This window comes from Glycomyces mayteni (assembly GCF_042428885.1).
Lineage (GTDB): Bacteria > Actinomycetota > Actinomycetes > Mycobacteriales > Micromonosporaceae > Glycomyces > Glycomyces mayteni.
The window spans coordinates 568,613-593,952 of record NZ_JBHMBP010000001.1 but is presented as its reverse complement, the minus strand read 5'-3'; the positions used below and the strand labels follow the sequence as shown (position 1 = coordinate 593,952).

The 25,340-nt window shown below is 73.1% G+C and carries 23 protein-coding genes and 2 tRNA genes; 11 read left to right on the top strand and 14 right to left on the bottom strand.

Annotation, left to right across the window (positions count from 1 at the left end; translation table 11 throughout):
• Positions 1-68: 68 nt before the first annotated feature.
• Together ACFFXY_RS02835 and ACFFXY_RS02830 are read right to left on the bottom strand one after the other, a co-directional pair.
• Entirely contained in the window at positions 69-587 is a 519-nt protein-coding gene (locus tag ACFFXY_RS02835) for an SRPBCC family protein (RefSeq protein ID WP_382345672.1), read from the bottom strand.
• The gene (locus ACFFXY_RS02830) at positions 584-3,070 is read right to left on the bottom strand and encodes an Hsp70 family protein (protein WP_382345670.1); all 2,487 of its coding nucleotides are present in this window, start codon (positions 3,068-3,070) and stop codon (positions 584-586) included. Before ACFFXY_RS02830 ends, ACFFXY_RS02835 begins: the two co-directional genes overlap by 4 nt.
• A 118-nt stretch (positions 3,071-3,188) precedes the next feature.
• Here ACFFXY_RS02830 and ACFFXY_RS02825 point away from each other — a divergent pair, with 118 nt between their 5' ends.
• A complete protein-coding gene (locus ACFFXY_RS02825; protein WP_382345668.1) occupies positions 3,189-6,278 on the top strand; it encodes a glycoside hydrolase family 3 C-terminal domain-containing protein in 3,090 nt (1,029 codons plus the stop codon).
• Between the two features lie 52 nt (positions 6,279-6,330).
• Here ACFFXY_RS02825 and ACFFXY_RS02820 read toward each other — a convergent pair whose 3' ends face one another.
• Both ACFFXY_RS02820 and ACFFXY_RS02815 read right to left on the bottom strand, forming a co-directional pair.
• Positions 6,331-7,212 (bottom strand): NUDIX domain-containing protein, encoded by an 882-nt coding sequence (locus ACFFXY_RS02820; RefSeq protein WP_382345666.1) that lies wholly within the window; start codon positions 7,210-7,212, stop codon positions 6,331-6,333.
• Positions 7,212-9,260 carry an RNA degradosome polyphosphate kinase gene (locus ACFFXY_RS02815; protein ID WP_382345664.1) on the bottom strand — a complete coding sequence of 683 codons (2,049 nt, stop codon included), beginning with the start codon at positions 9,258-9,260 and terminating at the stop codon, positions 7,212-7,214. Before ACFFXY_RS02815 ends, ACFFXY_RS02820 begins: the two co-directional genes overlap by 1 nt.
• A gap of 201 nt (positions 9,261-9,461) precedes the next feature.
• On the opposite strand from ACFFXY_RS02815, the gene ACFFXY_RS02810 reads away from it, so the two are divergent.
• Entirely contained in the window at positions 9,462-9,737 is a 276-nt protein-coding gene (locus ACFFXY_RS02810) for a hypothetical protein (RefSeq protein ID WP_382345662.1), read from the top strand.
• A 48-nt stretch (positions 9,738-9,785) separates the two neighbouring features.
• Here the strand turns inward: ACFFXY_RS02810 and ACFFXY_RS02805 are convergent.
• Positions 9,786-9,860: transfer RNA gene (locus tag ACFFXY_RS02805), tRNA-Asp, on the bottom strand.
• Positions 9,861-9,947: 87 nt separating this feature from the next.
• A tRNA-Glu gene (locus ACFFXY_RS02800) sits at positions 9,948-10,020 on the bottom strand.
• Positions 10,021-10,220: 200 nt separating this feature from the next.
• On the opposite strand from ACFFXY_RS02800, the gene pheA reads away from it, so the two are divergent.
• From pheA to ACFFXY_RS02780, 4 genes are all read left to right on the top strand, one after another.
• Positions 10,221-11,138 (top strand): prephenate dehydratase, encoded by a 918-nt coding sequence (pheA, locus tag ACFFXY_RS02795; RefSeq protein ID WP_382345659.1) that lies wholly within the window; start codon positions 10,221-10,223, stop codon positions 11,136-11,138.
• A gap of 56 nt (positions 11,139-11,194) precedes the next feature.
• Positions 11,195-11,833: a GOLPH3/VPS74 family protein gene (locus tag ACFFXY_RS02790; RefSeq protein ID WP_382345657.1), complete on the top strand. Its 639-nt coding sequence runs from the start codon at positions 11,195-11,197 to the stop codon at positions 11,831-11,833.
• A gap of 100 nt (positions 11,834-11,933) precedes the next feature.
• Positions 11,934-12,620, top strand: coding sequence for a helix-turn-helix domain-containing protein (locus ACFFXY_RS02785; protein WP_382345655.1), 687 nt, complete (start codon positions 11,934-11,936; stop codon positions 12,618-12,620).
• Positions 12,621-12,741: 121 nt separating this feature from the next.
• The gene (locus ACFFXY_RS02780; protein WP_382345653.1) at positions 12,742-14,010 is read left to right on the top strand and encodes an MFS transporter; all 1,269 of its coding nucleotides are present in this window, start codon (positions 12,742-12,744) and stop codon (positions 14,008-14,010) included.
• A gap of 92 nt (positions 14,011-14,102) precedes the next feature.
• Here ACFFXY_RS02780 and ACFFXY_RS02775 read toward each other — a convergent pair whose 3' ends face one another.
• The 5 genes from ACFFXY_RS02775 to ACFFXY_RS02755 all read right to left on the bottom strand — a co-directional run bounded on the left by ACFFXY_RS02775 (position 14,103) and on the right by ACFFXY_RS02755 (position 17,700).
• Positions 14,103-15,161, bottom strand: coding sequence for an ABC transporter ATP-binding protein (locus ACFFXY_RS02775; protein ID WP_382345652.1), 1,059 nt, complete (start codon positions 15,159-15,161; stop codon positions 14,103-14,105).
• A complete protein-coding gene (locus tag ACFFXY_RS02770) occupies positions 15,158-15,973 on the bottom strand; it encodes an ABC transporter permease (protein ID WP_382345650.1) in 816 nt (271 codons plus the stop codon). The genes ACFFXY_RS02775 and ACFFXY_RS02770 overlap by 4 nt, the downstream gene beginning before the upstream one ends.
• 10 nt (positions 15,974-15,983) lie before the next feature.
• Complete coding sequence (gene modA, locus ACFFXY_RS02765) at positions 15,984-16,751, bottom strand: molybdate ABC transporter substrate-binding protein (protein ID WP_382345647.1); 768 nt, start codon at positions 16,749-16,751, stop codon at positions 15,984-15,986.
• 23 nt (positions 16,752-16,774) lie between these two features.
• Entirely contained in the window at positions 16,775-17,158 is a 384-nt protein-coding gene (locus ACFFXY_RS02760) for a TOBE domain-containing protein (protein WP_382345645.1), read from the bottom strand.
• 200 nt (positions 17,159-17,358) lie between these two features.
• A complete protein-coding gene (locus ACFFXY_RS02755; RefSeq protein ID WP_382347338.1) occupies positions 17,359-17,700 on the bottom strand; it encodes a metallopeptidase family protein in 342 nt (113 codons plus the stop codon).
• Between the two features lie 65 nt (positions 17,701-17,765).
• Between ACFFXY_RS02755 and serS the strand changes: the two genes are divergently transcribed.
• Positions 17,766-19,025, top strand: coding sequence for a serine--tRNA ligase (serS, locus tag ACFFXY_RS02750; protein ID WP_382345643.1), 1,260 nt, complete (start codon positions 17,766-17,768; stop codon positions 19,023-19,025).
• A gap of 59 nt (positions 19,026-19,084) precedes the next feature.
• Here serS and ACFFXY_RS02745 read toward each other — a convergent pair whose 3' ends face one another.
• The gene (locus ACFFXY_RS02745) at positions 19,085-19,450 is read right to left on the bottom strand and encodes a DUF488 domain-containing protein (protein WP_382345641.1); all 366 of its coding nucleotides are present in this window, start codon (positions 19,448-19,450) and stop codon (positions 19,085-19,087) included.
• A 129-nt stretch (positions 19,451-19,579) separates the two neighbouring features.
• Between ACFFXY_RS02745 and ACFFXY_RS02740 the strand changes: the two genes are divergently transcribed.
• The gene (locus ACFFXY_RS02740) at positions 19,580-20,434 is read left to right on the top strand and encodes an HAD family hydrolase (RefSeq protein WP_382345639.1); all 855 of its coding nucleotides are present in this window, start codon (positions 19,580-19,582) and stop codon (positions 20,432-20,434) included.
• Between the two features lie 64 nt (positions 20,435-20,498).
• The gene (locus tag ACFFXY_RS02735; protein WP_382345637.1) at positions 20,499-21,326 is read left to right on the top strand and encodes an HAD family hydrolase; all 828 of its coding nucleotides are present in this window, start codon (positions 20,499-20,501) and stop codon (positions 21,324-21,326) included.
• Between the two features lie 215 nt (positions 21,327-21,541).
• Here ACFFXY_RS02735 and ACFFXY_RS02730 read toward each other — a convergent pair whose 3' ends face one another.
• Positions 21,542-23,179, bottom strand: a complete 1,638-nt coding sequence (locus ACFFXY_RS02730) for an ABC-F family ATP-binding cassette domain-containing protein (protein WP_382345635.1) — start codon at positions 23,177-23,179, stop codon at positions 21,542-21,544.
• Between the two features lie 85 nt (positions 23,180-23,264).
• Here ACFFXY_RS02730 and ACFFXY_RS02725 point away from each other — a divergent pair, with 85 nt between their 5' ends.
• Positions 23,265-23,420 carry a hypothetical protein gene (locus tag ACFFXY_RS02725; RefSeq protein WP_382345633.1) on the top strand — a complete coding sequence of 52 codons (156 nt, stop codon included), beginning with the start codon at positions 23,265-23,267 and terminating at the stop codon, positions 23,418-23,420.
• 29 nt (positions 23,421-23,449) lie between these two features.
• The gene (locus tag ACFFXY_RS02720) at positions 23,450-24,367 is read left to right on the top strand and encodes an AraC family transcriptional regulator (protein ID WP_382345631.1); all 918 of its coding nucleotides are present in this window, start codon (positions 23,450-23,452) and stop codon (positions 24,365-24,367) included.
• On the opposite strand, the gene ACFFXY_RS02715 is transcribed toward ACFFXY_RS02720, so the two are convergent.
• Positions 24,368-25,294: an SAM-dependent methyltransferase gene (locus ACFFXY_RS02715; RefSeq protein ID WP_382345629.1), complete on the bottom strand. Its 927-nt coding sequence runs from the start codon at positions 25,292-25,294 to the stop codon at positions 24,368-24,370.
• Positions 25,295-25,340 lie beyond the last annotated feature (46 nt).

Below are 25,340 nucleotides of genomic sequence, written 5' to 3'. Positions count from 1 at the left end.
GGCCCCGCCACTACTGAACACACGACTCGCGCCGCGGTCCCCCAGGGCCGCGGCGCGAAGCCCCGTCTTCAGTCCCGGTCCCCGGGCTTCTCCCGGAGGCGGGCGGCGAGCGCCTCGTTCATCGACGTGAAGCCGCGCTCGGTGTCGCCGAGGGTGCCCGCCATGAGCGGCACCAGGATGCCGGTGAACCGCTCGCCGTGGGTGAGGACGGTGGTCCCGTCCTGCTGCGGTTCGAGCACGAGGTAGTGCTCGCCGTCGAACAGCCCGCCGGGGCCGAGCCTCCCGAGCCAGCGGATCTGGCGGGCGGGGGAGACGCGCAGCACGCGCGGCCGGAACGTCATCGACTTCCCGTTGCCCTGCAAGAAGACCGCTTCGAGGCGCTCGTCCTCGGCGAGGAGGCCCGAGATCGCGGTGATGAACGGGTTCCACTCGCCGTAGGCGGGGAAGTCGGTGAGGACCGCCCACACCTCGTTCGCGCGCGCGTCGAGGTGCGCGGTGGTCTCGATCCGGTGCTCCTTGCCCCCGGCCCAGATGGCGTATGCGGTTGCGGCGGCGACGACGACGGCCGCGACGACCAGGATGATCACAGTCCCAGACTCCAGAATTGAATGTTGCCTTGGTCGTCGCCGGTGACGGCGTACTGCACGCCGTCGACGGTGACGTCCACGAGTTTCAGGGGCGTGCCGGCGTCGTCGGACGCGAAGTCGACCGTCTCGCCGGTGCCGATCGCGACGGCGCGGGCCTCGTCGTTCTCGTTGATGTACAGGAGGGACTGCTCGGGGTAGTCGCCGCCGCCGAGGTCCATGTCCACCATCTCGGTGTGGAACTCGTCCTCCGTGCTCTCGTACGCGAGCGGGGAGAGCGCGGGCGTCTGGCCTTCGAGGTCCCAGAAGTGCAGGTAGCCGTCGTCGCCGTAGAGCATCGCGTACGGGGTCCCGAAGTCGTAGACGACGCCGAACGCCTCGGTGACGACGCCGTCCATGTACTCGTCGGACATGTTCAGGCCCATGGGGTCCCCGGTGCCGCCGTCGATGACGTCGACGGTCTGGTCGCCGGTGACGGCGACGATGTTCATCGAGGTGCCCTCGAACGTGGTGTAGAACCGCGGGTAGCCGTACCCGTCGGGGAGGTCGAAGCGCGAGCGCGTGATCTGGTTCTGGAGGTCGAACAGCTCGTACTCGTCGTCGTTGAGCATCCCGAGCGTGGGGTGGTACTCGACGGTCCCGACGCGGTTGTACAGGTTCTCGGCGCCTTCGGCGACCATCTCCGGGAGGAGGGTCTCGGTGAAGTCGCCGGTGTCGGGCGTCCACACGTAGGGGACGGTGCCGGTGCCCATGGCCACGACGTACTCGTCGCCGTTCGAGGCGAACACGGGCCACAGGGCCTGGACGCCGGTGCCGAGGTCGTATTCGTCGATCATCTCGCCGGAGCCCATGTCCCACTGGCGGATCACGCCGTCGTCGCCCGCGGAGAACAGGCTGGTGCCGTCCACGTCCTCCGCGGCCGCGAGCGACTGGACGCGGTCGGCGTGGGCGCCGGTGATCTGGAAGAGGAGCGTGCCCGCCTCCTCGGTGTCCCAGTAGGGCTCGAACGCGGTCGCGGCGCCGTCGGCGTCGTATTCGCCCTCGAAGCCGTCGTCGCGGTTGAAGTACCAGGCGAGACCGGCGACGATGAGCAGGTCGACGGCGATGAACCCGGCGAGGAGGCGGCGGCCGATCTTCTTGCGGCGCAGCCGGTCGGCGTCGGTCTCGGGGGGCTCGGGGTCGCCGCCGGAGACCGTCACGGGCGGCGTGACGGGCTGGGCGGTGCGCGGGGGGAGGGCCTGCGGGGCCTGCGCGGGAGGGGATTGCGGGACCGGGGCCGTCCGCGGCGGGCTGTCCTGGCGGTACGAGTGGGGCGTGTGCGGCGCGAACGAGACGGCGGTCTGCGGGGTGTGCGGGGCCGGGGCGGGCGGCGCCGGGGGCGTGTAGGGGCGTTGGAGCGAGAGGGTCGAGGTGTCGGGGCCCGACCACAGGACCGAGCCCTCGGCGACGACGACCTCCGGCTGGTCGAGGACCGTGGGGGCGACGCCGAGCTCGCGGTGGAGCATGGTCGCGACCAGGGGCATGCGGCTCGCGCCGCCGACGAGGAACACGCCCGCGGAGTCGGCGAGGTCCAGGCCCGCGGCCCGGATCACCGCCTGCGTGACGCGGATCGTCTGCTCCAGGTGCGGGCGGGCGAGCTGCTCCAGCTCGGTGCGCGTCAGGTGCGCCTCGACGTCGAGGAGGGGGATCGCGATGTCCGACTGCTGGTGGCGCGAGAGGCGCTCCTTCGCGCCGCGCACCTCCTCCTGGAACTCGCGGAAGTGGCGGCGCTCCTCGACGGTGGCGGGGTTCACGAGGCGCTTCCAGCCGTCGCGGTCGCCGTAGACGGAGCCGAGGTGCTCGATGAGCGCGGCGTCGATGTCGAGGCCGCCGAGGTCGCCGCGGCCGTCGAGGGCGACGGTCTCGAAGCCGTGCTCGGTGCGGCGCACCACGCTCGCGTCGAACGTGCCCGCGCCGAGGTCGTAGACGACGATCGAGGAGCCGACGGCGGCCCGGTGCTTCAGGGCCTGGGCGTAGTAGGTCGCCGCGGCCACCGGCTCGGGCACCATGCGGACCCGGCCGAGCCCGGAGCGGGCGGCGGCGTCCTCCAGGACGTGGCGGCGGGCCGGGCCCCACTCGGCGGGGAACGTGAGCGTCACCTGCGCGGGGCGGCCGACGACCCGGCGGCATTCGTCGGCGACCGCGTCGAGGACGGCGGCGATGAGGTCGGCGACGGGGAACTCCCGCTCGCCCAGGAGCGTGGAGGGCAGGTCGATGAGCCGCTTCGGGTTCGGCTCGAACCGCTCGGGGTGCCTGCGGCCCGCGTGGACGGCGTCCCTGCCCACGAGCAGGCCGCCGTCGCCGTCGGCGCACACCGCCGAGGGCATCAGCGGCGCGCCGTCGAACAGCAGCGGGCGCACGCTCCCGTCGGCGCGGCGCACCACCGCGATGGTGTGCGAGGTGCCGAAGTCGACGCCGAGCGAGGTTCCTTGGGGGCCGGGGCTCATGACAGGAATCGTAACGAACCGTACGGCCGCGTCAGGGCCCGCGCTCGCAACCCCCTTGAATTTGTTCGGTCGTACGTCGTAATGTCGTGGGGTACTGACGCCGACCGATCGGACCCGCATGAGCGCTCCCGCCCACCTCGACCCGACCAGGCCCGTCGCCGAGCGCGTCGAAGCCCTCCTCGTCCTCCTGAGCGACGAGCAGAAGCTCGCCTGCCTCAACGGCATCCCGGAGACCGTCCTCGCCGACGGCACCGTCCTCCCGGCCTTCGGGAACGCGTTCAACGAGGTGCTGCACAGCTCCGGCAAGAAGCCCGACGCCACGTTCTTCCCGCAGGCCATCGGCCTCGGCGCGACCTGGGACACCGAGCTGCTGGAGGCGGTCGGCGCGGCCGTCGCCCACGAGGTGCGCGCCCGCGACGCCCACGTGTACGCCTCGTTCGGGCCCGTCGCCGACATCCGCTCCAACCCGCTCGCCGGCCGCTTCGAGGAGGGCTTCGGCGAGGACCCCCTCCACGTCGGCGCCATGACCACCGCCTACGCCTGGGGCCTGCGCGGGCGCCACCCCGTGTACGTCAAGACCTTCACGCAGATGAAGCACTTCCTCGGCTACGACCACGAGTGGCACCGCGCGCAGAGCTCCTCGTCCATGGGCGTGCGCGCCCTCCACGAGTACCAGGCCGTGCCCTACCGGATGCCCGTCGAGGCGGGCGCGGTCATGGGCGCGATGACCGCGTACAACAACGTCAACGGCGTGCCCTCGATCATCTCGCCGCTCTTGCAGGTCCTGCGGGCCGAATGGGCCGAGGACGGCGAGTTCTTCTTCCTCCCCGACGGCTGGGACGGCGTCAACCTGCACACCACCAAGGGCGAGCCGTGGGACACCTGGCAGGTCGACCCGCGCGGCGACGTGCCCTACCCGACCGCCCTCGCCGCCGAGCAGGGCCTCGACATCGACGAGGCCGAGAACGGCGTCTACGCCTCCGCGCTCATGCTCCTCGCCGGGGTCAGCCACTTCCACGACGGCTCCGAACTGCCGTTCGTGCCGAACGCGGGCGAGGCCGTGCGCCGCGGCGTCCTCGGCGTCACCATGTCCCATGTGGACCGGGCGGTGCGCGACTGGCTCCGCTTCCTCGTCCGCACCGGCAGGCTCGACGGCGACGCCTGCGAGTACAACCGCATCCCGGCCGACCCGCACCCGCAGGACCGGCCCGAGCACCTCGCCCTCGCCCGCCGGGCCGCCCGCGAGCAGCTCGTGCTCCTCAAGAACGAGTCGGCCGCGCTGCCGATCCCCGAGACCGCGAGCCTCGCCGTCCTCGGCCCGCTCGCCGACCTCAACCTCCGCGACTTCTACAGCCCCACCGTCCCCGCCGAGCGCCGCCCCAGCCCCCTCCAGGCCCTCCGCGAGCGCTTCGCGCAGGTGACCCACCACAGCGGCAACGACACCGTCGCCTGGCAGGCCGGCGGCCGGTACGTCACCGTCGCCGAGGACGGGGCCCTCGCCGCCCGCGCCGAAGGCCTCGGCGCCACCGAGACCTTCGAGGCCTGGGACTGGGCCCACGAGCAGCACATGTTCCGCCACACCGCCACCGGGAGGTTCGTGCAGGCGAACCTCCTCCAGCGCGCCGACGGCCCGGCCACCTTCGAGAACCAGGCCGGCGCCTCCGGCGGGGGCGGCCCGCGCCTCGAAGCCCTCACCGACGTCATGGAGGACGGCGACGCCTGGTTCACCCACCAGAACCTCCACTACCGCCGCGGCGACGGCGCGGCGGACGGCGCGGTCGAGCTGTTCGGCGTCAACCACGTGCCCGCCGAAGCCGACGGCCCCTTCCACCCGCGCCTCGCCCAGGACGGCACCCTGCCGCTCGTCAAGGGCCCGGCCGAGCCGCTCCTCACCGAGACCCTCGTCGAGAGCGGCCCCGAAGCCGCCGCGGCCCTCGCGGCCGAAGCGGACTGGGCGGTCGTGTTCGTCGGGAACCACCCGATGGTCAACGCCCGCGAGTGCTTCGACCGGCCCGGCCTCGACCTCGCGCCGCGCCAGGCGGACCTGGTCCGCGAGGTCGCCGCCGCCAAGCCCGGCCGCACCGTCGTCGTCGTGGTCTCGGCCTACCCCTTGGCGATCGGCGACATCGCCGCCGACCCGAACGTGGCCGCGATCCTCTACACCGCCCACGCCGGGCAGGCCCTCGGGCCCGCGCTGGCCGACGCGATCAGCGGCGACCACTCGCCCGCCGGGCGGCTCACCTCGACCTGGCTCGCCGACACGTCCTCGCTCCCGAAGGCGGGCCCGCGCCGCGAGCCGTACCGCGTCGGCGAGGTCGACATGCTCGAATACGACGTCATCAGCGCCGGACTCACCTACCAGTACTCGAAGGCCGAGCCGGTCTACGGCTTCGGCCACGGCCTGAGCTACACCCGCTTCGCGTACGGCCCGCTCCGCGTCCCGACCGCGGTGGACGCCGACGAGCCGTTCACCGCCGAGGTCGACGTCACGAACACCGGCGACCGCACCTCGGACGAGGTGGTGCTCCTGTTCGCGAGCATCGCGGCGTCCGCCTACGGCGACCGCGTCCCCGGGACGCGCCTCGCGGGCTTCACCCGCGCCCGCGACATCGCCCCGGGCGAGACCCGGCGCGTCGCGATCGAGGTCGACCCGCGGCACCTGTTCGTGTGGGACGTCGTGGGCGGCAAGCGGATCGTGGAGACCGGCGACTACCTGTTCGGCGTCGGGACCGACAGCGAGGGCCCCGAGGCGCAGGTCCGCATCGAGGGCGAGACCATCGCGCCGCTCGACCTGTCGCAGGGCGCGAACGTGTGGGAGAAGGCCACCATCGCGCAGGGCGTCACGTACTGGGAGGTCTCCAAGCTGAACACGCTCAAGCGCGAGGGCGGGTACCACTCCACGGCCTCGCGCCGCCCCGGCGACCACGTCGGGTTCACCCGCGTGGACCTGAACGGCGCGAAGCGGATCGAGCTGCGCACCGCGACCACGGCCGCCGACTGGGCCGACCTCGCGGACCCCGTCGTCGAAGTGCGCGCCGGGGACGCGGACGGCCCGCTCCTCGCCGAGGTCGCCGTCCCGAAGACCGCCGGCCTCCAGGACTTCGCCGCGGCGGGCGCCGACCTCGAAGGCGCCGAGGGAATCCAGGACCTGTACCTGGTGTACCGCGCCGGAGGCGTCTACATCGACACGATCCGCCTGGCCCGCTAGGCGAACGACGAAGGGGCGGGACCGCATCGGTCCCGCCCCATCGCGCTGCGCTCTAGTCGTGGTGCTCGGTGGCGACGAGCCGCCCGCCCGCGGTGTGGAACACCACGAACTCGCCCTTCTCCAAGGGCCCCACGGGGACGGGGGTGCCGAGGCGACCGCTCGTGTAGGCGATCATCTCGTCGATGTGCTCGCCGTGCCCGCACACCACCGCGGGCCTGCCGGACTCGATGATCTCGTCCAGGCGCGCGGTGGCCTTGGCGGGCTTGAGGGTCCCGATCGTGAACTCGGGCAGGCCCGTGACCGCGACGCCCTCGGCGGCGCAGTACGGCAGCAGCGTCTCCAGGCAGCGCGCGCTCGACGAGGAGTACGCCGCGCCCGCCGGGAACGCCGCGAGCAGCACTTCGAGCTGCTGGGCGCGCTCGCGGCCGCGCTGGTTCAGCGGCCGCAGCTCGTCCTGGTCGAACCAGTCGGCCTTCGACATCGCGACGGCGTGGCGCACGAACACGATCGGGACGGTCTCGCGCGCGATCTCGCGGGAGAAGTCCTCCAGCACCGGCCGGTCGCGCTCGTAGGTGAGGCGGTCGGCGACCCGGTCGAGCGGGATCCACTCCAGGTCGTCCACCTCGCGCGGGTCCACGGCCTCGTCCACGGCCTCCGCGTCGGCGGCGGGCGTCGCGCACCAGTAGTCGACGCGCTTGAGCCTCCCCTCCTTGTCGTAGAAGGAGGGCGCGAGCGGGCGGCCGAGGACCGGGCGGATGCCGGTCTCCTCGAAGACCTCGCGCTGGGCGGCGGCGAGGAGGTGCTCGCCGCGCTTGAGCTTGCCCTTCGGGAACGTCCAGTCGCCGTACTTGGGACGGTGGATGAGGGCCAGCTCCGGGCCGTCCTCGCCCTGGCGCCAGAGCACGGCGCCTGCCGCGAGGATCTCGGGTTGCATCAACGGTGCTCCTGCATGAGTTGTTCCTGGAGGTCCGCCCCGCCCCGCGGGCGGGACCACAGGCCCAGCGGGCCGAGCCTCCAGGTCCGCGTCCCGTCGTCCATGCCGCGGTCGAGGAGCGAGGTCAGCTGCGCGCGATGGGCGTCGCCGTGGACCCGCACCAGCACCTCCACCCTGCGGTCGAGGTTGCGGTGCATGAGGTCCGCGCTGCCCAACCATACTTCCGGGTCGCCGCCGTTCTCGAACACGTACACCCGGGAGTGTTCGAGGAAACGGCCCAGCACGCTGCGGACGCGGATGTTCTCGGACAGGCCGGGCACGCCCGGGCGGAGCACGCAGATGCCGCGCAGGAGCAGGTCGACCGGGACGCCCGCCTGGGACGCCCGGTACAGCGCGTCCACGATCCCCTCGTCGGTCAGCGAGTTGCACTTGAACCGCAGGCGCGCGGGCAGGCCCGCCTTGTGGTTCTCGATCTCGCGCTCGATGCGCTCGATGAGCCCGGGGCGCAGCGAGTGCGGGGCGGCGAGGAGCCGGTGGTAGTCGACGTCCCGCGAGTAGCCGGTGAGGTGGTTGAACACGGCGTTGACGTCCTCGCCCACCTCGGGGTCGGTGGTGAGGAGCCCGAAGTCCTCGTAGAGGCGGGCCGTGGTCGGGTGGTAGTTCCCGGTGCCCACGTGCGTGTACCGCAGGAGCGTCCCGTCGGCCTCCTGGCGGACCACCAGCGACAGCTTGCAGTGCGTCTTGAGGCCCACTATCCCGTACATGACGTGGCAGCCCGCGCGCTCCAGCTTCTGCGCCCAGTCGATGTTCGCCTGCTCGTCGAAGCGGGCCTTGATCTCCACGACCACCACGACCTGCTTCCCGGCGGCGGCGGCGCTGATGAGCGCGTCCACGATCGGGGACTTCCCGGACGTGCGGTAGAGCGTCTGCTTGATGGCGAGGACCTTCGGGTCGGCCGCGGCCTCCTCGATGAGCCGCTCGACCGAGGCGGTGAACGAGTCGTAGGGGTGGTGCAGGAGCACGTCGCGGTCGCGCATCACGGCGAACAGGTCGGCCTCGGGCGGGAGCACCTGCTCGGAGGGGCGGAACCGCGGGTACTTCAGGTCGGCCCGGTCGATGTTCGCGATCGCGTCGAGCCCGGCGAGGTCCAGCGGCCCCGGCAGGCGGTAGACCACCTCGTCGTCCACGCCCAGCTCCGCGGTGAGGCGGTCGAGCACGCGCGGGTCGATGGTGTCCTCCACTTCGAGGCGCACCACGGGGCCGAAGCGGCGGCGCAGGAGCTCGCGCTCCAGGGTCTGGAGGAGGTTCTCGGTGATGTCCTCGTCGATCTCCAGGTCCTGGTTGCGGGTGACCCGGAACGTGTGGTGCGCGAGGACGTCCATGCCGGGGAACAGCTGCGCCAGGTTCGCGGCGATGACGTCCTCAAGCGGGGCGAACCGGCCCGGGGCGACGGCGATGAACCGCGGCAGCAGCGGCGGGACCTTCACGCGCGCGAACCGGGTGGTCCCGTTGCGCGGGTCGCGGACCTGCACGGCCAGGTTGAGGGACTGCCCGGAGATGTACGGGAACGGGTGCGCCGGGTCCACCACCAGGGGCGTGAGCACCGGGTACACGCGGGTGCGGAACAGCTCCTGCATGCGGGCGCGCTCGGTGTCCTCCAGGTCGGCCCAGCGGACGATCGCGATGTCCTCCTTGGCCAGCAGCGGCGCGATCTCGTCCCGGAAGTACTCGGCGTGCTCGATGCTCAACTGGTGCGCGAGCCCGGCGATGCGGCCCAGGAGCGCGTGCGGGGAGCGGCCCGAGGAGGTGCGCACGGGCAGGCCCGTGGCGAGGCGGCGCATGAGCCCGGCGACGCGGACCATGAAGAACTCGTCGAGGTTGTTGGAGAAGATCGAGAGGAACCGGACCCGTTCGAGCAGCGGCAGCTCGGGCGACTGCGCCAGGCGCAGGACGCGGCCGTTGAACCGCAGCCAGCTCTCCTCGCGGTCGAGGAACCGGTCGGGCGGCAAACCGGCGTCAACGAGGGGAACAGGGTCACTATTCGTCATACATCACAAGGTTAACGAAGAAAATGAACTCGCGGTGAACGCGCTTTGAAATCCGCTCATGATCACGGGATCACGGTCCGTGACCACTGAGGAGTCGCGCTGGCAGCGCGTCCGCGGCCGTCTCGCGCGAACGCGTGCAGAGACGGCCGTCCCGGGGAACACTGGGCGCCGGAGCGCAACGCCAAGCGGAAGGGAGGCGCCGTGAGCGACGACGTCAATGAGGGCGACCCGTACGGCTACATCGACGACGGCGAGGAGGAGGGCGAGGAGGTCGAGGACGACATCCTCGACGCCCGCGACTACAGCGAGGCCGACCGGTGGGGCATGACCGCCGACGAGGAGCGCCGCGGCGCCCCGCTCGCCGACGAGCTCGCCGCCGAGGAGCCCGACTTCGGCGCCGGGGACGACGAGGACCGCCCCGGCCCGGGCGACCCGGTCCCCGACCGCGCCGAACCCGAGGACCCGCCCTCCTACTGAGCGCACGAAGAAGGACCGCCGACGAGTCGGCGGGCCTTTCCCTCACTGCGGTCCCGACGGGATTTGAACCCGCGACCTCCACCTTGACAGGGTGGCGAGCACTCCTAGCTGCTCTACGGGACCTTGGTCGATTCTTCCGAATCTGCAAGGTCGCAAGACCTCTTCATTTATACCATCCGCGTCCGAGTGACCGGCGCCGCGTCTGGGCTGTACCCCCAACGGGATTCGAACCCGTGTTACCGCCTTGAAAGGGCGGCGTCCTAGGCCACTAGACGATGGGGGCGCACGTCGATCCTGGCATGCGGCAACAGGTGTCGCACTCCGTTTTCTCCGGCTCACCACCGCGGAATTCCGCTTGGGCTCGACAAGCATACGTGACCGCGGAGGGCCTCCGGGAGGAGGGTGGCCGTTGAGACCGCGGTCTCAACGCGGCCCGCCGCGACGGGCCGGACGCGCTGCTCGCGGCCGCGATAGCGTTGGCCCATGGAGTTCGCCTATCTGGGACCGCGCGGGACCTTCACCGAAGCCGCGCTCCGCCGGCTGCCCGCCGCCAAGGGCGCGGCCACCGTGCCGATGCCCTCGATCCCCGAGATCCTCGACGCGGTCCGCCGCGGCGACGTCGCCGCCGGGTTCGTGCCGATCGAGAACTCCCAGGAGGGCACCGTCACCCTCACCGTCGACGAGCTCGTGGGCGGCGACCCGCTCGTCATCGCCGGGGAGGTCGTCCTCCCCGTCACGTTCGTGCTCGCCTCCGCGAAGCCCCTCGCCGAGGTCGCCACCGTCGCCTCCCACCCGCACGCCATCGCGCAGACCCGCGGGTACCTGCGCCGCGAGCTGCCGAACGCCGCCGTCCACCAGGCGCTCTCGACCGCCCAGGCCGCCCAGCGCGTCGCCGACGGCGAGTTCGACGCCTGCGTGTGCGCGCCCTTCACCGCCGAGGCCGCCGGACTCCCCGTGCAGGCCTTCGACATCGGCGACAGCTCCGGCGCCGAGACGCGCTTCGTGCACGTCGTGCGGCCCGCCGCCCCGCCCGAGCCCACCGGCAACGACATCACCTCCCTCGTCGTCTCCATCGACCACGACCGGGTCGGCGCGCTCCTGGCCGTGCTCACCGAGCTGGCGATCCGCGGGATCAACCTCACCCGCATCGAGTCGCGCCCCACCGGCGAGGGCCTGGGCCGGTACGCGTTCTTCCTCGACTGCACCGGGCACCTCGCCGACGCGCGCATGGGCGAGGCCCTCACCGGGCTGCGCCGCATCTGCGCCGACGTCCGGTACCTCGGGTCCTACCCGCGGGACCACTCCGACCGGCCCGTGCCGCACCCCGAGGGGCTCTCGGACGGCGACTTCGCCGACGCCGCGGCCTGGCTGGAGCGCCTGCGCTCGGGGGGCGCGGCCTGAGCGCGGCTCCGCTCCCGAGAACCCCGCGTCAGGGCCCGCGCGCCTAGTCTGGGGGCATGGCCTCACTGCCCGAGGAGCTCGCGCTCCTCGCCCACGACGACACCACCGGCCGCGACCGGTCCGGCGGCCACCTCGACCTCGGACTCGCGGGCGCGGTCCTCTACGAGCTCGCGCTCGCCGGACGCGTCGGCGTCGAGGGCGGCAGGGTCCGCGTCCTCGACCCTGCGCCCACCGGCGACCCGCTCGCGGACGCCGGGCTCGCCGCGATCGGCGCCGACAAGCCCCGCATCGCCCGCGTCGCGGTCGAGCGGACCGCCAAGGGCCTCAAGCGGACCGTCCTCGACGACCTGGTCGCGCGCGGCGTCCTGCGCCACGAGCGGGGCAAGGCCCTCGGCCTGTTCCCGGTCAACCGGTACTTCCCGCAGGACCCGAACGCGAAGGCCGACGCGCGCGCCCGCATCAACGCCGCCGCCCGCTCCGGGCGCGCCTTCGACGACCGCACGAAGGCCCTGCTGTCCCTGGTCAGCGCCATTCGCGTCGACGCCGCCGCGTTCCCCGACCGCGCGTCCCGGCCCTCCCGCAAGGAGCTCAAGGCCATGGGCGGCGACTCGTGGGTGGGCGAGGCCGTGCGCAAGGCCGTCAGCCACAAGGACGCCGCGTCGGCGGCGGCCGCCAGCTCCGGCGGCGGGGCCTGACGGCGGGTCCTGCGCGGTCCTGGGTGCGCCCGCCGCCGCGGCGTGGTTGACTTGGGGCATGTCTGAAACATCTCCTTCGCATCGCGACGAAGGACCGCCGATGGTCCCGATCCCTCCGGCGATCCCCTTCCCGCCCGGGATCCCGGTGCCGCCCGTGCCGCCGACGCCCCCGGACCCGGTGCGGGGGAAGCGGTTCCCGAACCAGGTGCGCATCAGCGACCCCGAGCGCATGAAGGCCCTCGCCCACCCCGCCCGCATGGCCGTGTTCGACTTCCTCGGCACCCGCCGGGTCGAGGGCTTCGACGGGGCCACCGCCACCGAGATCGCCGAGGTCGCCGGGATGACCCCGAGCGCCATGAGCTACCACCTGCGGACCCTCGCGAAGGCCGGGTTCATCGAGGAGGCGCCCAGCCGCGGCGACGCGCGCGAGCGGGTGTGGCGGCTCGCGCTCGACAGCTTCTCGATCTCGGCGGAGGACGACGCCTCGCCCGCCGACCGCGTGGTCGAGCGGACCATGGGCCAGATGTTCACCGACCGGCAGGAGCAGAACTACGAGCGGTGGATGGACCGCCGCCTGGAGGCGACCCGGGAGCTGCGCGACGCCACCGTGGCCTCGCAGGGGCGGCTGCGCCTGACGCTGGAGGAGTCGAAGGAGTACATCCAGCGCTTCCACGAGCTCGAAGGCGAGTACGCGGAGCGCTCGCGCCGACGCTCGGAGCAGGGGCCGAACCCGGACGACGGCACGGTCGTCTTCAACTACCTGTTCCGCGTGTTCCCGCAGTCCTGACCGGCGGCCGGGCGGCCCGCGCCGCCCGGCGGCGGGCCGTCACCGAAAGTCGTGAAAGAACTACTTCGAAAAATCTGAAAAACCTCTTTCGCAACCCGGTGTGAAAGTGTATCTTCGAAATATGTCTTTCACATCCTTCACCGACGGGACCCGCTGGTCCGACGTCTACACCTCCGCCGCCTGCGCCTTCCTCGCCGGCACGGCCATGTTCACGGCCGACTTCGCCCTCACCCTCCGCCTCCAGACCGACGGCTACGGCGGCATGGCCATCGCCGCGCTCATCATCTGCGCGACCCTCCCGCTCGTGGTCCTCTCGCCCGTCACCGGCCGCCTCGCCGACCGCTTCGACAGCCGCACCCTCATGGCCCTCTCCGGGCTCCTCCAGGCCGCCGCGATCGTCCCGATGGCCTTCACCGACAACCTGATCGCCCTGTACCTGCTGGTCATCCTGAACGCCTGCGGCACCGCGGTGAACCAGCCGGTTGTCAGCGCCCTGGTCACGGTCATGGCCAGGCCGAAGGACCTCCCGCACGCCGTCGCCATGGTCCAGACCGGCACGCTCACCGGCCTTGCCGCCGGACCGGCCCTCGCCGGGTTCGTCATCGGCAGCCACTCCGCGGGCGCGGCCCTCATGCTCGCCGCCGGGTTCGCGCTCCTGCGAGTCCTGTTCTGCCTCGACATCCGCACCCGCCGCGGCGGCCTGCGCCGCGACCTCACTGCGCAGGCCGCGACCGCCGCCGCGCCGTGGCGCCTGGGCGGGGACCGGCTGCTCACCGCGATGGTCTTCGGCCTCAGCGCCGTCATCGCCGCGATGTGCGCCGTCAACGTCCTCAGCGTCTTCCTCGTCCGCGAGGTCTACGACGCCACCGAGTCGATGTACGGCCTCATCAAGTCCTGCTGGACCGTCGGCATGGTCGCGGGGGCCTGGATCGCCGCCGCCCTGATCCGCCGCCTCGACCGCGACGTGCAGCTCGCCTGGATGCTCATGGCCTGCCTCGCGGGGGTCGGCCTGGTCTGCATCGGCCAGGGCGTCCCGCTCGCCACGGTCCTGCTCATGGTGCCGCTCAACCTCATCGGCGGCGTCTTCAACGCCGGGGAGAACTCGGCCCTCGGCATCGCGATCGCCCGCCGCGTCCCGGAGGCCTTCCGGGGCCGGGCCAACGCCGCCGTGAACGGCCGCGTCAACGCCGCCCAGCTCATCGGCTTCCTCCTCGGCGGCGCGATGTCCACGTTCATGGACGTGCAGACCGCGTTCGTCGCGGTCGGCCTGGTGTCCATCGCGATCGTCCTCGCCTGCCTGCCCGTCATCCGCCGCGCCGCCCGCCGCGACGGCGCCCCCGCCGCCGCGGAGGCGGCCCCCGAGCGGGTGCTGGCGGGCGCGGCCGCGTGAGCGCCGCACCCGTTGCGGGGGCGGTGAACAGCTCCAGGGAAACGGGAGACAGAGGGCCGGAGGCAGTGCGTGCCTCCGGCCCTCGCCGCCGTTCAGGCCGGGTAGGCGCGGATCTCGGCGGCCTTGACCGCGGCCCAGACCTCCTGGCCCGGTTCGAGGCCCAGCTGCGCGGCGGCGGCCGGGGTGACGTCGGCGGCGGCCTTCAGGGGGCCGTCGAGCTGGACGCGCAGGTGGTCGCCGTGGCGGTGGACCCCGGCGACGACCGCGCGCCAGGTGTTGCGCGGGCTGCCGTCGGGGCGCGAGCGGTACAGGGCGACGGCGCTGGGCGCGAACGCGGCGAACGCGTCGCCGTCGAGGGCCTCGGCGGTGGCGAGCGTTTCGCCGGAGGAGAGGGCCACGGTCCGGCCGGTCGCCGTGCCGCGGTAGAGGTTCAGGCCGACGAGGCGGGCGATGTAGTCGGTGCGGGGGCGGGCGGTGATCGACTCGCCGTCGCCCTCCTGGACGGCGCGGCCGTCCTCGACGACGACGAGGCGGTCGGCGAGCATGAGCGCGTCCACCGGGTCGTGGGTGACGAGGACCGCGGGGCCCGCGAGGCCGCCGAGATGGCGGTGGAGTTCGGCGCGCGTGTCGAGGCGGGTGCGCGCGTCGAGGGCCGCGAGCGGCTCGTCCAGGAGCAGCAGCGCCGGGTCGGTGGCGAGGGCCCGCGCGAGGGCGACGCGCTGGGCCTGGCCGCCCGAGAGCTGCCCGGGGCGGCGCTTCCCGAAGTCCCCCAGGCCGACCCGGTCGAGCCAGTCCGCGGCGAGGGCCCGCGACTCGGCGCGGCCGAGGCCGCGGCGCCTGGGTCCGAACGCGATGTTGTCGGCGGCGCTCAGGTGCGGGAACAGCAGGTAGTCCTGGAAGACGACGCCGATGCGGCGGTGCTCGGGCGGGACCCAGCGCGCCGTGCCCGTCGGGTCGTCCAGTCGCGCGCCGTCGAGGTCGATGTGGCCGCCGGAGAGCGCCTCCAGGCCCGCGAGGGCCCGCAGCGCGGTGGTCTTCCCGGCCCCGTTGGGGCCGAGGAGGGCCACGGTCTCGCCGGGGGCGGCCGTCAGGCGCAGGTCGAGGCGGAAGGCCCCGCGGTCGACCACCAGGTGCGCGTCGAGGCCGCTCATGCGACGGCCGTCCAGCGGTCGCGCAGCGACGCGAGCACCGCCACGGACACCGCGAGCAGGATCAGGCTGAGCACGATCGCGGCCTCCAGGTCCGATTGCAGCGCCAGGTAGACGGCGAGGGGCATGGTCTGGGTGCGGCCGGGGAAGTTCCCGGCGAACGTGATCGTGGCCCCGAACTCGCCGAGGGCGCGGGCCCAGCACAGGACCGCCCCGGCGAGGACGCCCGGGGCGATCATCGGGAGCGTCACGTGCGTGAACACGGTCCACCGGCCCGCGCCGAGGGTCGCGGCGGCCTCCTCGAAGCGCACGTCCGCGCCGCGGAGCGCCCCTTCGACGGAGACGACGAGGAAGGGCATGGACACGAACGTCATGGCGAGGACGACCGCGGTCGTGGAGAACGGGATCGTGACGTCGAACCGCTCGTGCAGCCAGGACCCGACGACGCCGCTGCGCCCGAACACGAGCAGCAGCGCGACGCCGCCGACGACCGGCGGGAGCACCAGCGGCACCGTCACGAGCGCGCGCAGGAGGCTGCGGCCGGGGAAGTCGCCGCGGGCGAGGAGCCACGCGATGGGGACGCCGAACAGGAGCGACAGGGCGGTGGCGAGGGTGGCGGTGACCAGGGACAGCCGCAGGGCGTCGAGCATCGCGGGTTCGGCGAGGCGCGCGGGCAGCTCGGTCCAGGGGGCGCGGGCGAGGAGGCCCGCGAGCGGGAGGATGAGGAACGCCAGGCCGACCGCGGCGGGCGCGAGGAGCGCGGCCGGGACGCGGCGGCGCCTGCGGGTGCGCTTGGCGGGCATGGCGTTCCCCATCGTCAGGTGTTCACGGCCGCTGGAATCCGGCGGCTTCGAGGACGGCCCAGGCGTCGTCGCCGAGGACGTACTCGGTGAACTCTGCGGCCAGGTCGGGCGCGGCGGCGTCGGCGAGGGCCGTCACGGGGTAGGAGTTCACGGCCTCGGCGGACTCGGGGAACTCGACGGCGTCGACCTCGTCGCCCGCGGCGATGGCGTCGGTGCGGTAGACGAGCGCGGCGTCCACTTCGCCGAGGGTGAGCTTCTGGAGCGTGGACTTGACGTCGGCCTCGAAGGTCACGGGCGTGAGGTCGGCGCCGGAGGCGGCGACGGCGGTCTGGGCGGCGGCCCCGCAGGGGACCTCCTCGGCGCAGGCGGCGAAGTCGAGGCCCGCGAGGTCGGCGAGGCCCGCGACGCCCTCGGGGTTGCCCTCGGGGACGGCGATGACGAGCTGGTTGAGGGCGAACACCTGCGGGTCGACCGCGGCGTCGGCCTCGATCACCTTGTCCATGTTCTTCTGGTCGGCGGAGGCGAACACGTCGGCGGGCGCGCCCTCGGTGATCTGCGCGGCGAGGTCGGAGGAGGCGGCGAAGCCGAACTCGACGGTCACGCCGTCGTGCTCGGCCTCGAACTGCTCGCCGATCTCGGTGAACGCCTCGGTGAGGGAGGCGGCGGCGAGGACGGTGAGCGTGGTCGGCTCGGCGTCGCCGGTGTCGGCGTCGTCCCCGCTGCCGCAGGCGGCGAGGGCGGCGAGCGCGAGGGCGGCGGTGAGGGCGAGGGCGGGTCTGGTGCGGCGCATGGGGCTCCCGGGTCTCGGCGGCGTCAGGCTTCGACGACGACGTTGGTGGACTTGACGACCGCGGTCGCGAGGGAGCCGACTTCGAGGCCGAGGTCGTCCACGGCCTCGCGGCTCATGAGGGACACGACCCGGAACGGTCCGACCTGGAGGTCGACCTGGGCCATGACCTGGTCCTTGACGATCGCGGTGACGATGCCGCGCAGGCGGTTGCGGGCTGAGGAGGTCCCGTTGCCGCCCGGGTCGGCGGCCCGGGCGCGGGCGAACGCGGCCAGGTCGGCGCCGGTGATCGCCCGGTGCCCGTGCTCGTCGCGCGCGGCGGCGAGCCGCCCGGCGTCGATCCAGCGGCGGAGGGTGTCGGCGGAGACCCCGAGCAGTTCTGCGGCCTCCCCGATGCGGAACGTCGTCACCGTACGAGCATAGCCTCGCGGATGCGACGCCTGTGTTGACAAGCGCTCGCATTTGCGAACCCGCAATCGTGAATCATCCGCGGATGCGAGCGCACTGTCGGACCCCTGTGGCACGGTTTTTGAACCGGGGGCCCAGCGGTTGGGCGGGACTCGCGACCGAACAGCGGCTTGTGATGCCCTGAAAACGCGCTCCGGGCCGGTCAGCCCCAGCCGAGCTCGTGGAGGCGCTCCTCCTCGATTCCGAAGTGGTGCGCGATCTCGTGGACCACGGTCACGGCGACCTCGTCCACGACCTCCTCGGGGGTGGCGCACATGCGCAGGGTCGGGCCGCGGTAGATCGTGATCGTGTCGGGCAGGACCCCGCCGTACTCCCAGCCGCGGTCGGTCAGGGCCGTGCCCTGGTAGAGCCCGAGCAGCTCCTTGTCGGCGCCCTCGGGTTCGTCGTCGACCAGGATCACCACGTTGTCGAGCATCGCCATCAGCTCGGCGGGGACCGCGTCGAGCGCGTCCGACACCGCCGCCTCGAAGTCCGCCTCGTCCATATCTACCGCCACACGCCCACAATATGCGCTGGGGCGGCCCGCGGCCCGGCCGGTAATCTGTGGACGTGATTGATCTGCGAGCACTGCGAGAGCACCCTGACGCCTACCGCGACAGCCAGCGCAAGCGGGGCGCGTCCCCGGACGCCGTCGACGCCCTGCTCTCCGCCGACGCCGAGCACCGCAGTGCGCTCCAGTCCTTCGAGACGCTCCGGGCCGACCAGAAGGGCCTGGGGAAGCGGATCGCCGGCGCCGCCGCCGACGAGAAGCAGGCGCTGCTCGAACGCACGAAGTCCCTGGCCGCGGAGGTCAAGGAGGCCGAGGCGCGCGTGACGGAGACGGCCGCGGCGTTCGACGCGGCCGGGAAGGCCATCCCGAACCTGGTCGCGGAGGCCGCGCCGCCCGGCGGCGAGGACGACTACGTGGTGCTGCGCGAGGTCGGCGAGCGCACGAGGATCGAGGACCCGAAGGACCACCTGGAGATCGGGACGGCGCTGGGCCTGCTCGACACCGAGCGGGGCGCGAAGGTCTCGGGCTCGCGGTTCTACTACCTGACCGGCGACGGGGCGCTGCTCCAGCTGGCGATGCTGAACCTGGCGATGGCGCAGGCGGTGGAGACGGGCTTCACGCCGATGATCCCGCCGGTGCTGGTGCGCCCGGACGCCATGGAGGGCACGGGCTTCCTCGGCGAGCACGCCGACGAGATCTACTACCTGGAGCGCGACGAGCAGTACCTCGTGGGCACCTCGGAGGTGCCGCTGGCGGCGTACCACTCGGGGGAGAACCTGGGCGAGCTGACGCGGCCGGTGCGGTACGCGGGCTGGTCGTCGTGCTTCCGGCGCGAGGCGGGCTCGTACGGGAAGGACACCAAGGGCATCATCCGGGTCCACCAGTTCGACAAGGTCGAGATGTTCTCGTACTGCCGCCCGGAGGACGCGGAGGCGGAGCACGAGAAGCTCCTGTCGTACGAGGAGGCGATGCTCCAGAAGATGGAGCTGCCGTACCGGGTCATCGACGTGGCCGCGGGGGACCTGGGGACGTCGGCGTCGCGGAAGTTCGACTGCGAGGCGTGGGTGCCGACGCAGGGGCGGTACCGGGAGCTGACCTCGACGTCGAACTGCACGACGTTCCAGGCGCGGCGCCTGAACGTGAAGTACCGGGACGAGCAGGGCCGCAACGCGGTCGCGGCGACGCTGAACGGGACGCTCGCGACGACGCGGTGGATCGTGGCGATCCTGGAGAACCACCAGCTGCCCGACGGTTCAGTGTCGGTGCCGAAGGCGCTGCGGCCGTTCCTGGGCAAGGACGTCATCGAGCCGAAGAAGTAGCACCGGAGCATGGAGCGGCCCGCCGACCCGGAGGTCGGCGGGCCGTCTCGCTGTCGTCGTTACTCGGAGAGCTGCTCGTCGAGCCAGGACTTGAGGACGAGGGCGTGGTTGACCTCGGGGTCCTTGGCGGCGTAGAGGAGCGTGACGGGCCCTTGGCGGGCGGCGTCGAGGAGCGGCTGGGCGCGCTCGGGGTGGCCGTCGAGTTCGCTGCGGTAGCGGCCGGTGAACTCCTCGAAGCGGTCGGCCGTGTGGCCGAACCAGATGCGGAGGTTCGGGGAGGGCGCGGCGTCCTGGGCCCACTCGACGCCGTCGAGGTCCTCCTTGCTGACCCCGCGCGGCCACAGCCGGTCGACCAGGAACACCGTCCCGGCCCGCTGCGGGTCCCGGCGGTAGTCGTAGACGCGTTCGATCGTGATGTCGGACATGTACGCACGGTATGCCCCTTCCGCCAGTGATGAGGGTGTTTGGTGTGATTGCAGCTTTCATGAGGGCGGCCACGTGAGTTCAGCCGCTCGACACCCCGCCGTTCACCGGGGTGGGGCTACCGTTGAGGCGTGTCAGACATCGCCCCGGACCCTTCGCGAAGAGATCAGCCCCCGAAGCTCGTCGCCGTGGACCTCGACGGCACGGTCGTCGACTACCACGACGAGCAGCTCACGACCCCTTCCCGCGCGGTGATCGAGGCGATCGGGCGGGTCAGGGCGGCGGGCGTGCCGGTCGCGGTGGTCACCGGCCGGGCCCTGTGGGGCACGGTCCGCACCGCATCCGACCTGGGACTGGACGAGGGGTTCGCGTCCTCGAACCACGGCGCCGCCGAGTTCGACCTGGGCCGCGGCGAGGTCTCCTACGAGGCGGTCGTGGACGTGCGGTCGGCGGTCGAGGCGTTCATGGCGGCCGACGGGGCGGTGGAGTTCGCGGTCGCGCACGGCCTCGACGGCTGGTGGCACACCAAGGGCTTCAAGCGCGACTTCCACGCGAAGTGGGCCGGGGTCATCGACCTCGACGACCTCCTGGACCGCCCGGCGGCCCGGATCGTCGCCCGCGTCGCCTCCGACAACAAGTACGGCAGCGCCACCCGCTGCCCGCACGCGATGCGCCTCGCCGACGGCGCCGGGCTCGACCCGCTCGCGTACCACGTGGAAGTGGGCTACAACGGCTGGGTCGACATCGGACCCCCGGGCGTGACCAAGGCGACCGGCATCGCCCGCATCGCGGAGCGCTACGGCGTATCATCGGCCGACACCGTGGTCTTCGGCGACGCCCACAACGACCTGACCATGTTCGCGTGGGCCGGTCACGCCGTCGCTATGGCGCAGGCGGACCCCGACGTGCGGGCCGCCGCGGACGAGGTCGCGCCCTCGGTGTGGGAGGACGGCGTCGCGAAGGTGCTGTCCCGCTGGTTCCCCTGAGCCCGGCGGGAGTTCGACGAACGAGAGATTCGCGGCAGCGGGTCGAGACTACCGAGGAGGACGCATGATCCAACTGGCCCGGCTCCCGAAGCTCGTCGCGACGGACCTCGACGGGACGGTGGTCCGCTCGGACGAGTCCGTCTCCCCCAGAACGATGTCGGCGCTCAAGCGGCTCGCCGCCTCCGGGGTGATCCTGGTGGGCGCCACCGGCCGCGGCCCGCGGCTGCTCGACATGTGCCGCAACGACGTGCCCTCCGCGGACTTCCTCGTCCTCGGCCAGGGCGCGTTCGTGTACGAGTGCCGCTACGACGACACGGTCGTGCAGCTCGCCGACCGGTCCGTGGACGGGGAGATCCTCCACGAGGCCCTGCGGCTCATCGAGGCCGAGGTGGGCCCCGTGCGGGCCCTCGCCGAGCCGGCCGACCCGGACCGGCCGCTCACCGGCGACCCGATGCCCGACTGGCCGTGGCCCGCGGTGCGCCTGGAGACCGCGCCCCGCGACGTCGCGTTCACCGGCCCGATGGTCAAGGGCTACTTCGTGTCCGACCACCACACCGGCCCCGAGCTGCTGGTCGCGGCGCAGGACGTCATCGACGAGGACCTGGTCACGGTCACCGAGTCGGGCGTGGGGATGCTCGAAGTGTGCCCCGTGGGGGTCACCAAGGCCGCCGGGATCCAGGTCGTGCTCGACAAGTTCGGCATCGACTGGTCCGACGTGCTCGTCTTCGGCGACGCCACCAACGACCTGTCGATGATGCGCGCCGCCGGGCACTCGGTCGCGATGCCCAACGGGCACCCGTGGGTGCAGGCCGCGGCCAGCGAGATCGCCCCCGCGGGCAACAACGACGACGGCGTCGCCCAGTACGTCGAGGCGCTCCTCGAACTGCCGTAGGCGCCGCCGTCCACTGCACTGCATGACCGGCGCGCTGCCGTTGCGGCGCACTGTCGGATCAAGGACAACAGCGGCGGACCCGTTGCGCCCCGGCGCGATCGGCCATAGGCTCCTCCCTGGTGGGGACCCCGGGCCGAGCCCGTCGCAGACGGCGCGGCCGGGACCGTCGTCCACCAGTACGATCCCGGTCGCGCCTTTTCAGCGGCGCAGCGGCTTCAGCGCACGTCCCAGACGGGCTCGTCCGACTCGACGACCTCGCCGTCGCGCTGGAACACCACGAACCGGTCGAAGCCGCGCGTGAACCAGCGGTCGTGCGTCACCGCGATGACGGTGCCCTCGAAGGACTTCAGGCCCGCTTCGAGCGCCTCGGCGCTGGCGAGGTCGAGGTTGTCCGTCGGCTCGTCCAGGAGCAGGCACGTCGCGCCCGACAGCTCCAGCAGCAGCACCATGAACCGGGCCTGCTGCCCGCCCGAGAGCGTCCCGAAGTCCTGTTCGGACTGGAGCGCGAGCTCGTAGCGCGACAGGGCGCTCATCGCCTTCGACCGCTCCAGCGAGGGCCGGTCCCGGTCGCCGTCCCACAGGATCTGGCGCAGCGTGCGGCCCGTGAACTCCGGGTGCTCGTGCGTCTGCGAGAAGTGCCCCGGACGGACGCGCGCCCCGAGCCGCGCGGTCCCGTTGTGCCGCACCGGCTCCAGCGCCGCGACCACGCCTCCTTCGGGGTCGGTGCCGCCGCGGGCGAGCAGCCGCAGGAAGTGGCTCTTGCCGGTGCCGTTGGCGCCCAGGACCGCGACGCGGTCGCCGTACCAGACCTCCAGGTCGAACGGGAACGTCAGGTCCTCCAGCTCCAGCCCCTCGCACACGACCGCCCGCCTGCCGGTGCGCCCGCCTTCGAGCTTCACGCGGATGTCCTGGTCGCGCGGGGGCTCGGGCGGCGGCCCGGCCTCCTCGAACTTCCGCAGCCGCGTCTGCGCGGCCCGGTACCGGGAGGCCATGTCGGAGTTGAAGGCCGCCTTGTTCTTGTACATGAGCATCAGCTCGCGCAGCTTGTGGTGCTCCTCGTCCCAGCGGCGGCGCAGCTCCTCGAACCGCTCGTGGCGGGCCGCCCGCGCCTCGTGCCAGGTCCCGAACCCGCCGCCGTGCGTCCACGCCGTGCCCGCTTCGAGCGTCACGATCCGGTCGGCGGCGTTGGCGAGGACCTCCCGGTCGTGCGAGACGAACAGGATCGACTTCTCCGACTCCCGGATCGCCTGCTCCAGTTCGCGTTTGGCGGGCACGTCGAGGAAGTTGTCCGGCTCGTCGAGCACGAGCACCTCATCGCGGCCCTGGAGCAGCAGGTGCAGCGCGAACCGCTTCTGCTCCCCGCCCGAGAGCGTGCGCAGCGGCCGCGCCTCGACCTCCGTCCACGGCAGACCCAGGACCGACACGGCGACCGTGTCGCACACGACCTCGAACTCGTACCCGCCCGCCTCGCCCCAGTCGGCGAGGGCCTGCGCGTACGCGAGCTGGTCCCGCTCGGCGCCGCCCGCCATGCGCGCCTCCGCGGCACGGCGGCGCCGCCACACCTCGCGCAGCCGCGGCGGCCCCAGCTCGGCGGCCAGGTCCCCGAGGGGCCGCTCACCCTCGCGCATGCCCACGAGCTGGCGCATCACGCCCAGGCCGCCCGCGTGGGCGACCGTCCCGGAGTCCGCCGACAGGTCGCCGGTGACGATCCGCAGCAGCGTCGTCTTCCCCGTCCCGTTCGCTCCGACGAGCGCGACCTTCGCGCCCTCGCCGACACGGAACGACACGTCCGAGAACAGCGTCCGGCCGTCGCCGAGCACGTATCCCACGCCTGAGAGGTCTGCGAATCCCATCCCGCGATTGTGGTCGGACGTGCTCCGCCCGTCAAAGCGTTTGCGGCGGTGGCCGCGGCCCGCGGGACCTGAATACGCTGGAGCGATGAACGACACCCCCGACAGCAACGGTCCGGAGCGGACCCCCAAGGGCTTCTGGCGGCGATTGTCCGCCAGCGACTGGGTCGAGCTGGCCATCTACGTCGCGTTCGGACTGATCGCGCTCATCGCCGGGATCGGATGGCTGCTCGCCCGGGTGTGATCCCCCGGAACCCCTCCTACCATTGCGGGATGGACCCGCTCAGCGAACTCCTCGGCGGCATCCGCGCCGAGGGCGCGATCCTCGGCGACGCGCTCCTCAAGGCCCCCTGGGTGGTCCGGTTCGACGACCGGGCCCCGCTCACCATGGTCACCGTCGCCCGCGGCGGCGGCGTGCTCCTCCTCGCCGACGGCGCCAGCGTCCCGGTGCGGGAGGGCCAGACCGCGATCGTGCGCGGCCACGAGCCGTTCCGCATGGCCGACGACGCCGCGTCCGTGGAGCGCCCGCACCTCGACTACTGGCTCACCTGCTTCGACCCCGAGGCGTGCGCCTACGAGGCCGCCCCGCCCGCCGGGGACGGCCCCGCCACCGACCTGTTCGTGGGCGCCTACCGGGCCACCGGCCGCCGCCACGAGCGGCTCCTGCGCGCCCTCCCGCCGGTCATCGTCGTCGACGACGACGCCGAGACCGCCGGCCTCCTCGCCGTGTGCGCCTCCGACCTCGCGTCCCGCAAGCCCGGCACCCAGGCGTACATCGACCGCCTCTTCGACTGGGGCCTGGTCTGCACCCTCCGCACCTGGTTCGACGAGCAGGCCGACGGCGCCCCCGGCTGGTACCGCGGCTTCGCCGACCCCGTCGCCGGGCCCGCCCTGGAGGCCATCCACACCCGCCCCGCCGCCCCCTGGACCGTCGCCGCCCTCGCCCTCCAGGCCGGCGTCTCACGGGCCCTCCTCGCCAAGCGCTTCACCGAGGTCATGGGCGCCCCGCCCCTGACGTACCTGACGGAGCGGCGCATGGAGCTCGCCGAAGAGCTCCTCGCCGACCCCGACCTCACCGTCGCCCAGATCGCCCGCACCGTCGGCTACGCCGACCAGTTCGGCTTCAGCAACGCCTTCAAACGCCGGAAGGGCAAGAGCCCCACCGCCTACCGGGCCGCCGCGCCCGTCTGATCACCGCTCCGCGCGCACCCACCAGTGCGCGCCCAGGCCCGCCGGGTCGGTGAGCCGGGCCGACTCGCCCGCCAGCGCGAGCGCCGTCGCGTACTCGACGGGCGAGCGGCGGGCGAGGTCCAGGGGCGGGCGGGCGGCGGTGACGCCGAGGCCGCGGAGGGCCTCGCGCTGGCGCTCGCACCGGTCGCCGCCGAGGGCGTCCACGGCGACATGCGCGGTGAGGTCGCAGGTCCCGTCGGGCACGGGCGCGGTGTCGCGGCCGTCTTTGAAGCCGGTGAGGGTGCCCGCGGGCGGGCGGCGGTCCCCGGTGTGGCCGTAGTCGACCGCGAGGGCCGTGCCGCGGTCGAGGCGGCCGGTGAGGGCCCGCCACGCCTCGTCGCGGGGGCGGCCGATCTCGGCGCGGTCCCCGGGGGCCCCGATGGGCCACCACCGGTCGAGCCACGCGTCGTCGGCGGGTTCGAGCGGGCCGCCGGGCCGCACGGCCCCGGACGGGTCGACCTCCTCGTACCGGCGCTCGCCCGCCCCGTCGACGACGGCGACGTCGCAGGGGACGTTGTCGAGCAGCTCGCAGGCGACGAGGAGCCCGGTGACGCGCCCGGGGGGCTCGGGGAGCCACGCGACGCGCGGGGGGAGGCCGCGGGGGCGGGGGCGCAGCTCGACGGCGGTGAGCGCGATCCGCTCGGGCAGGAGCGCGGCGAGGTGGGCGAGGAGGTCGCCCCCGCCCGCGCCGACGTCCACGACCGCGAACGCGTCGGGCCGCCCGAGGCGCTCGAAGGTCCGGGCCGCGAGCCGCGCGACGGCGGCGGCGAACGCGCGGGTCTGGGCGCTGGTCGCGAAGTGATGGGCGGGCAGTTCGCGCCGGTAGAACCCGCCGGGGCCGTAGAGGGCGCGGTCCATCGCGGCACTCCAGCGCTCGAATCCGGCCATGCACCGAACAGTAGGCCCGCAGTGAGAATGGCCACTCGGGGGCTCC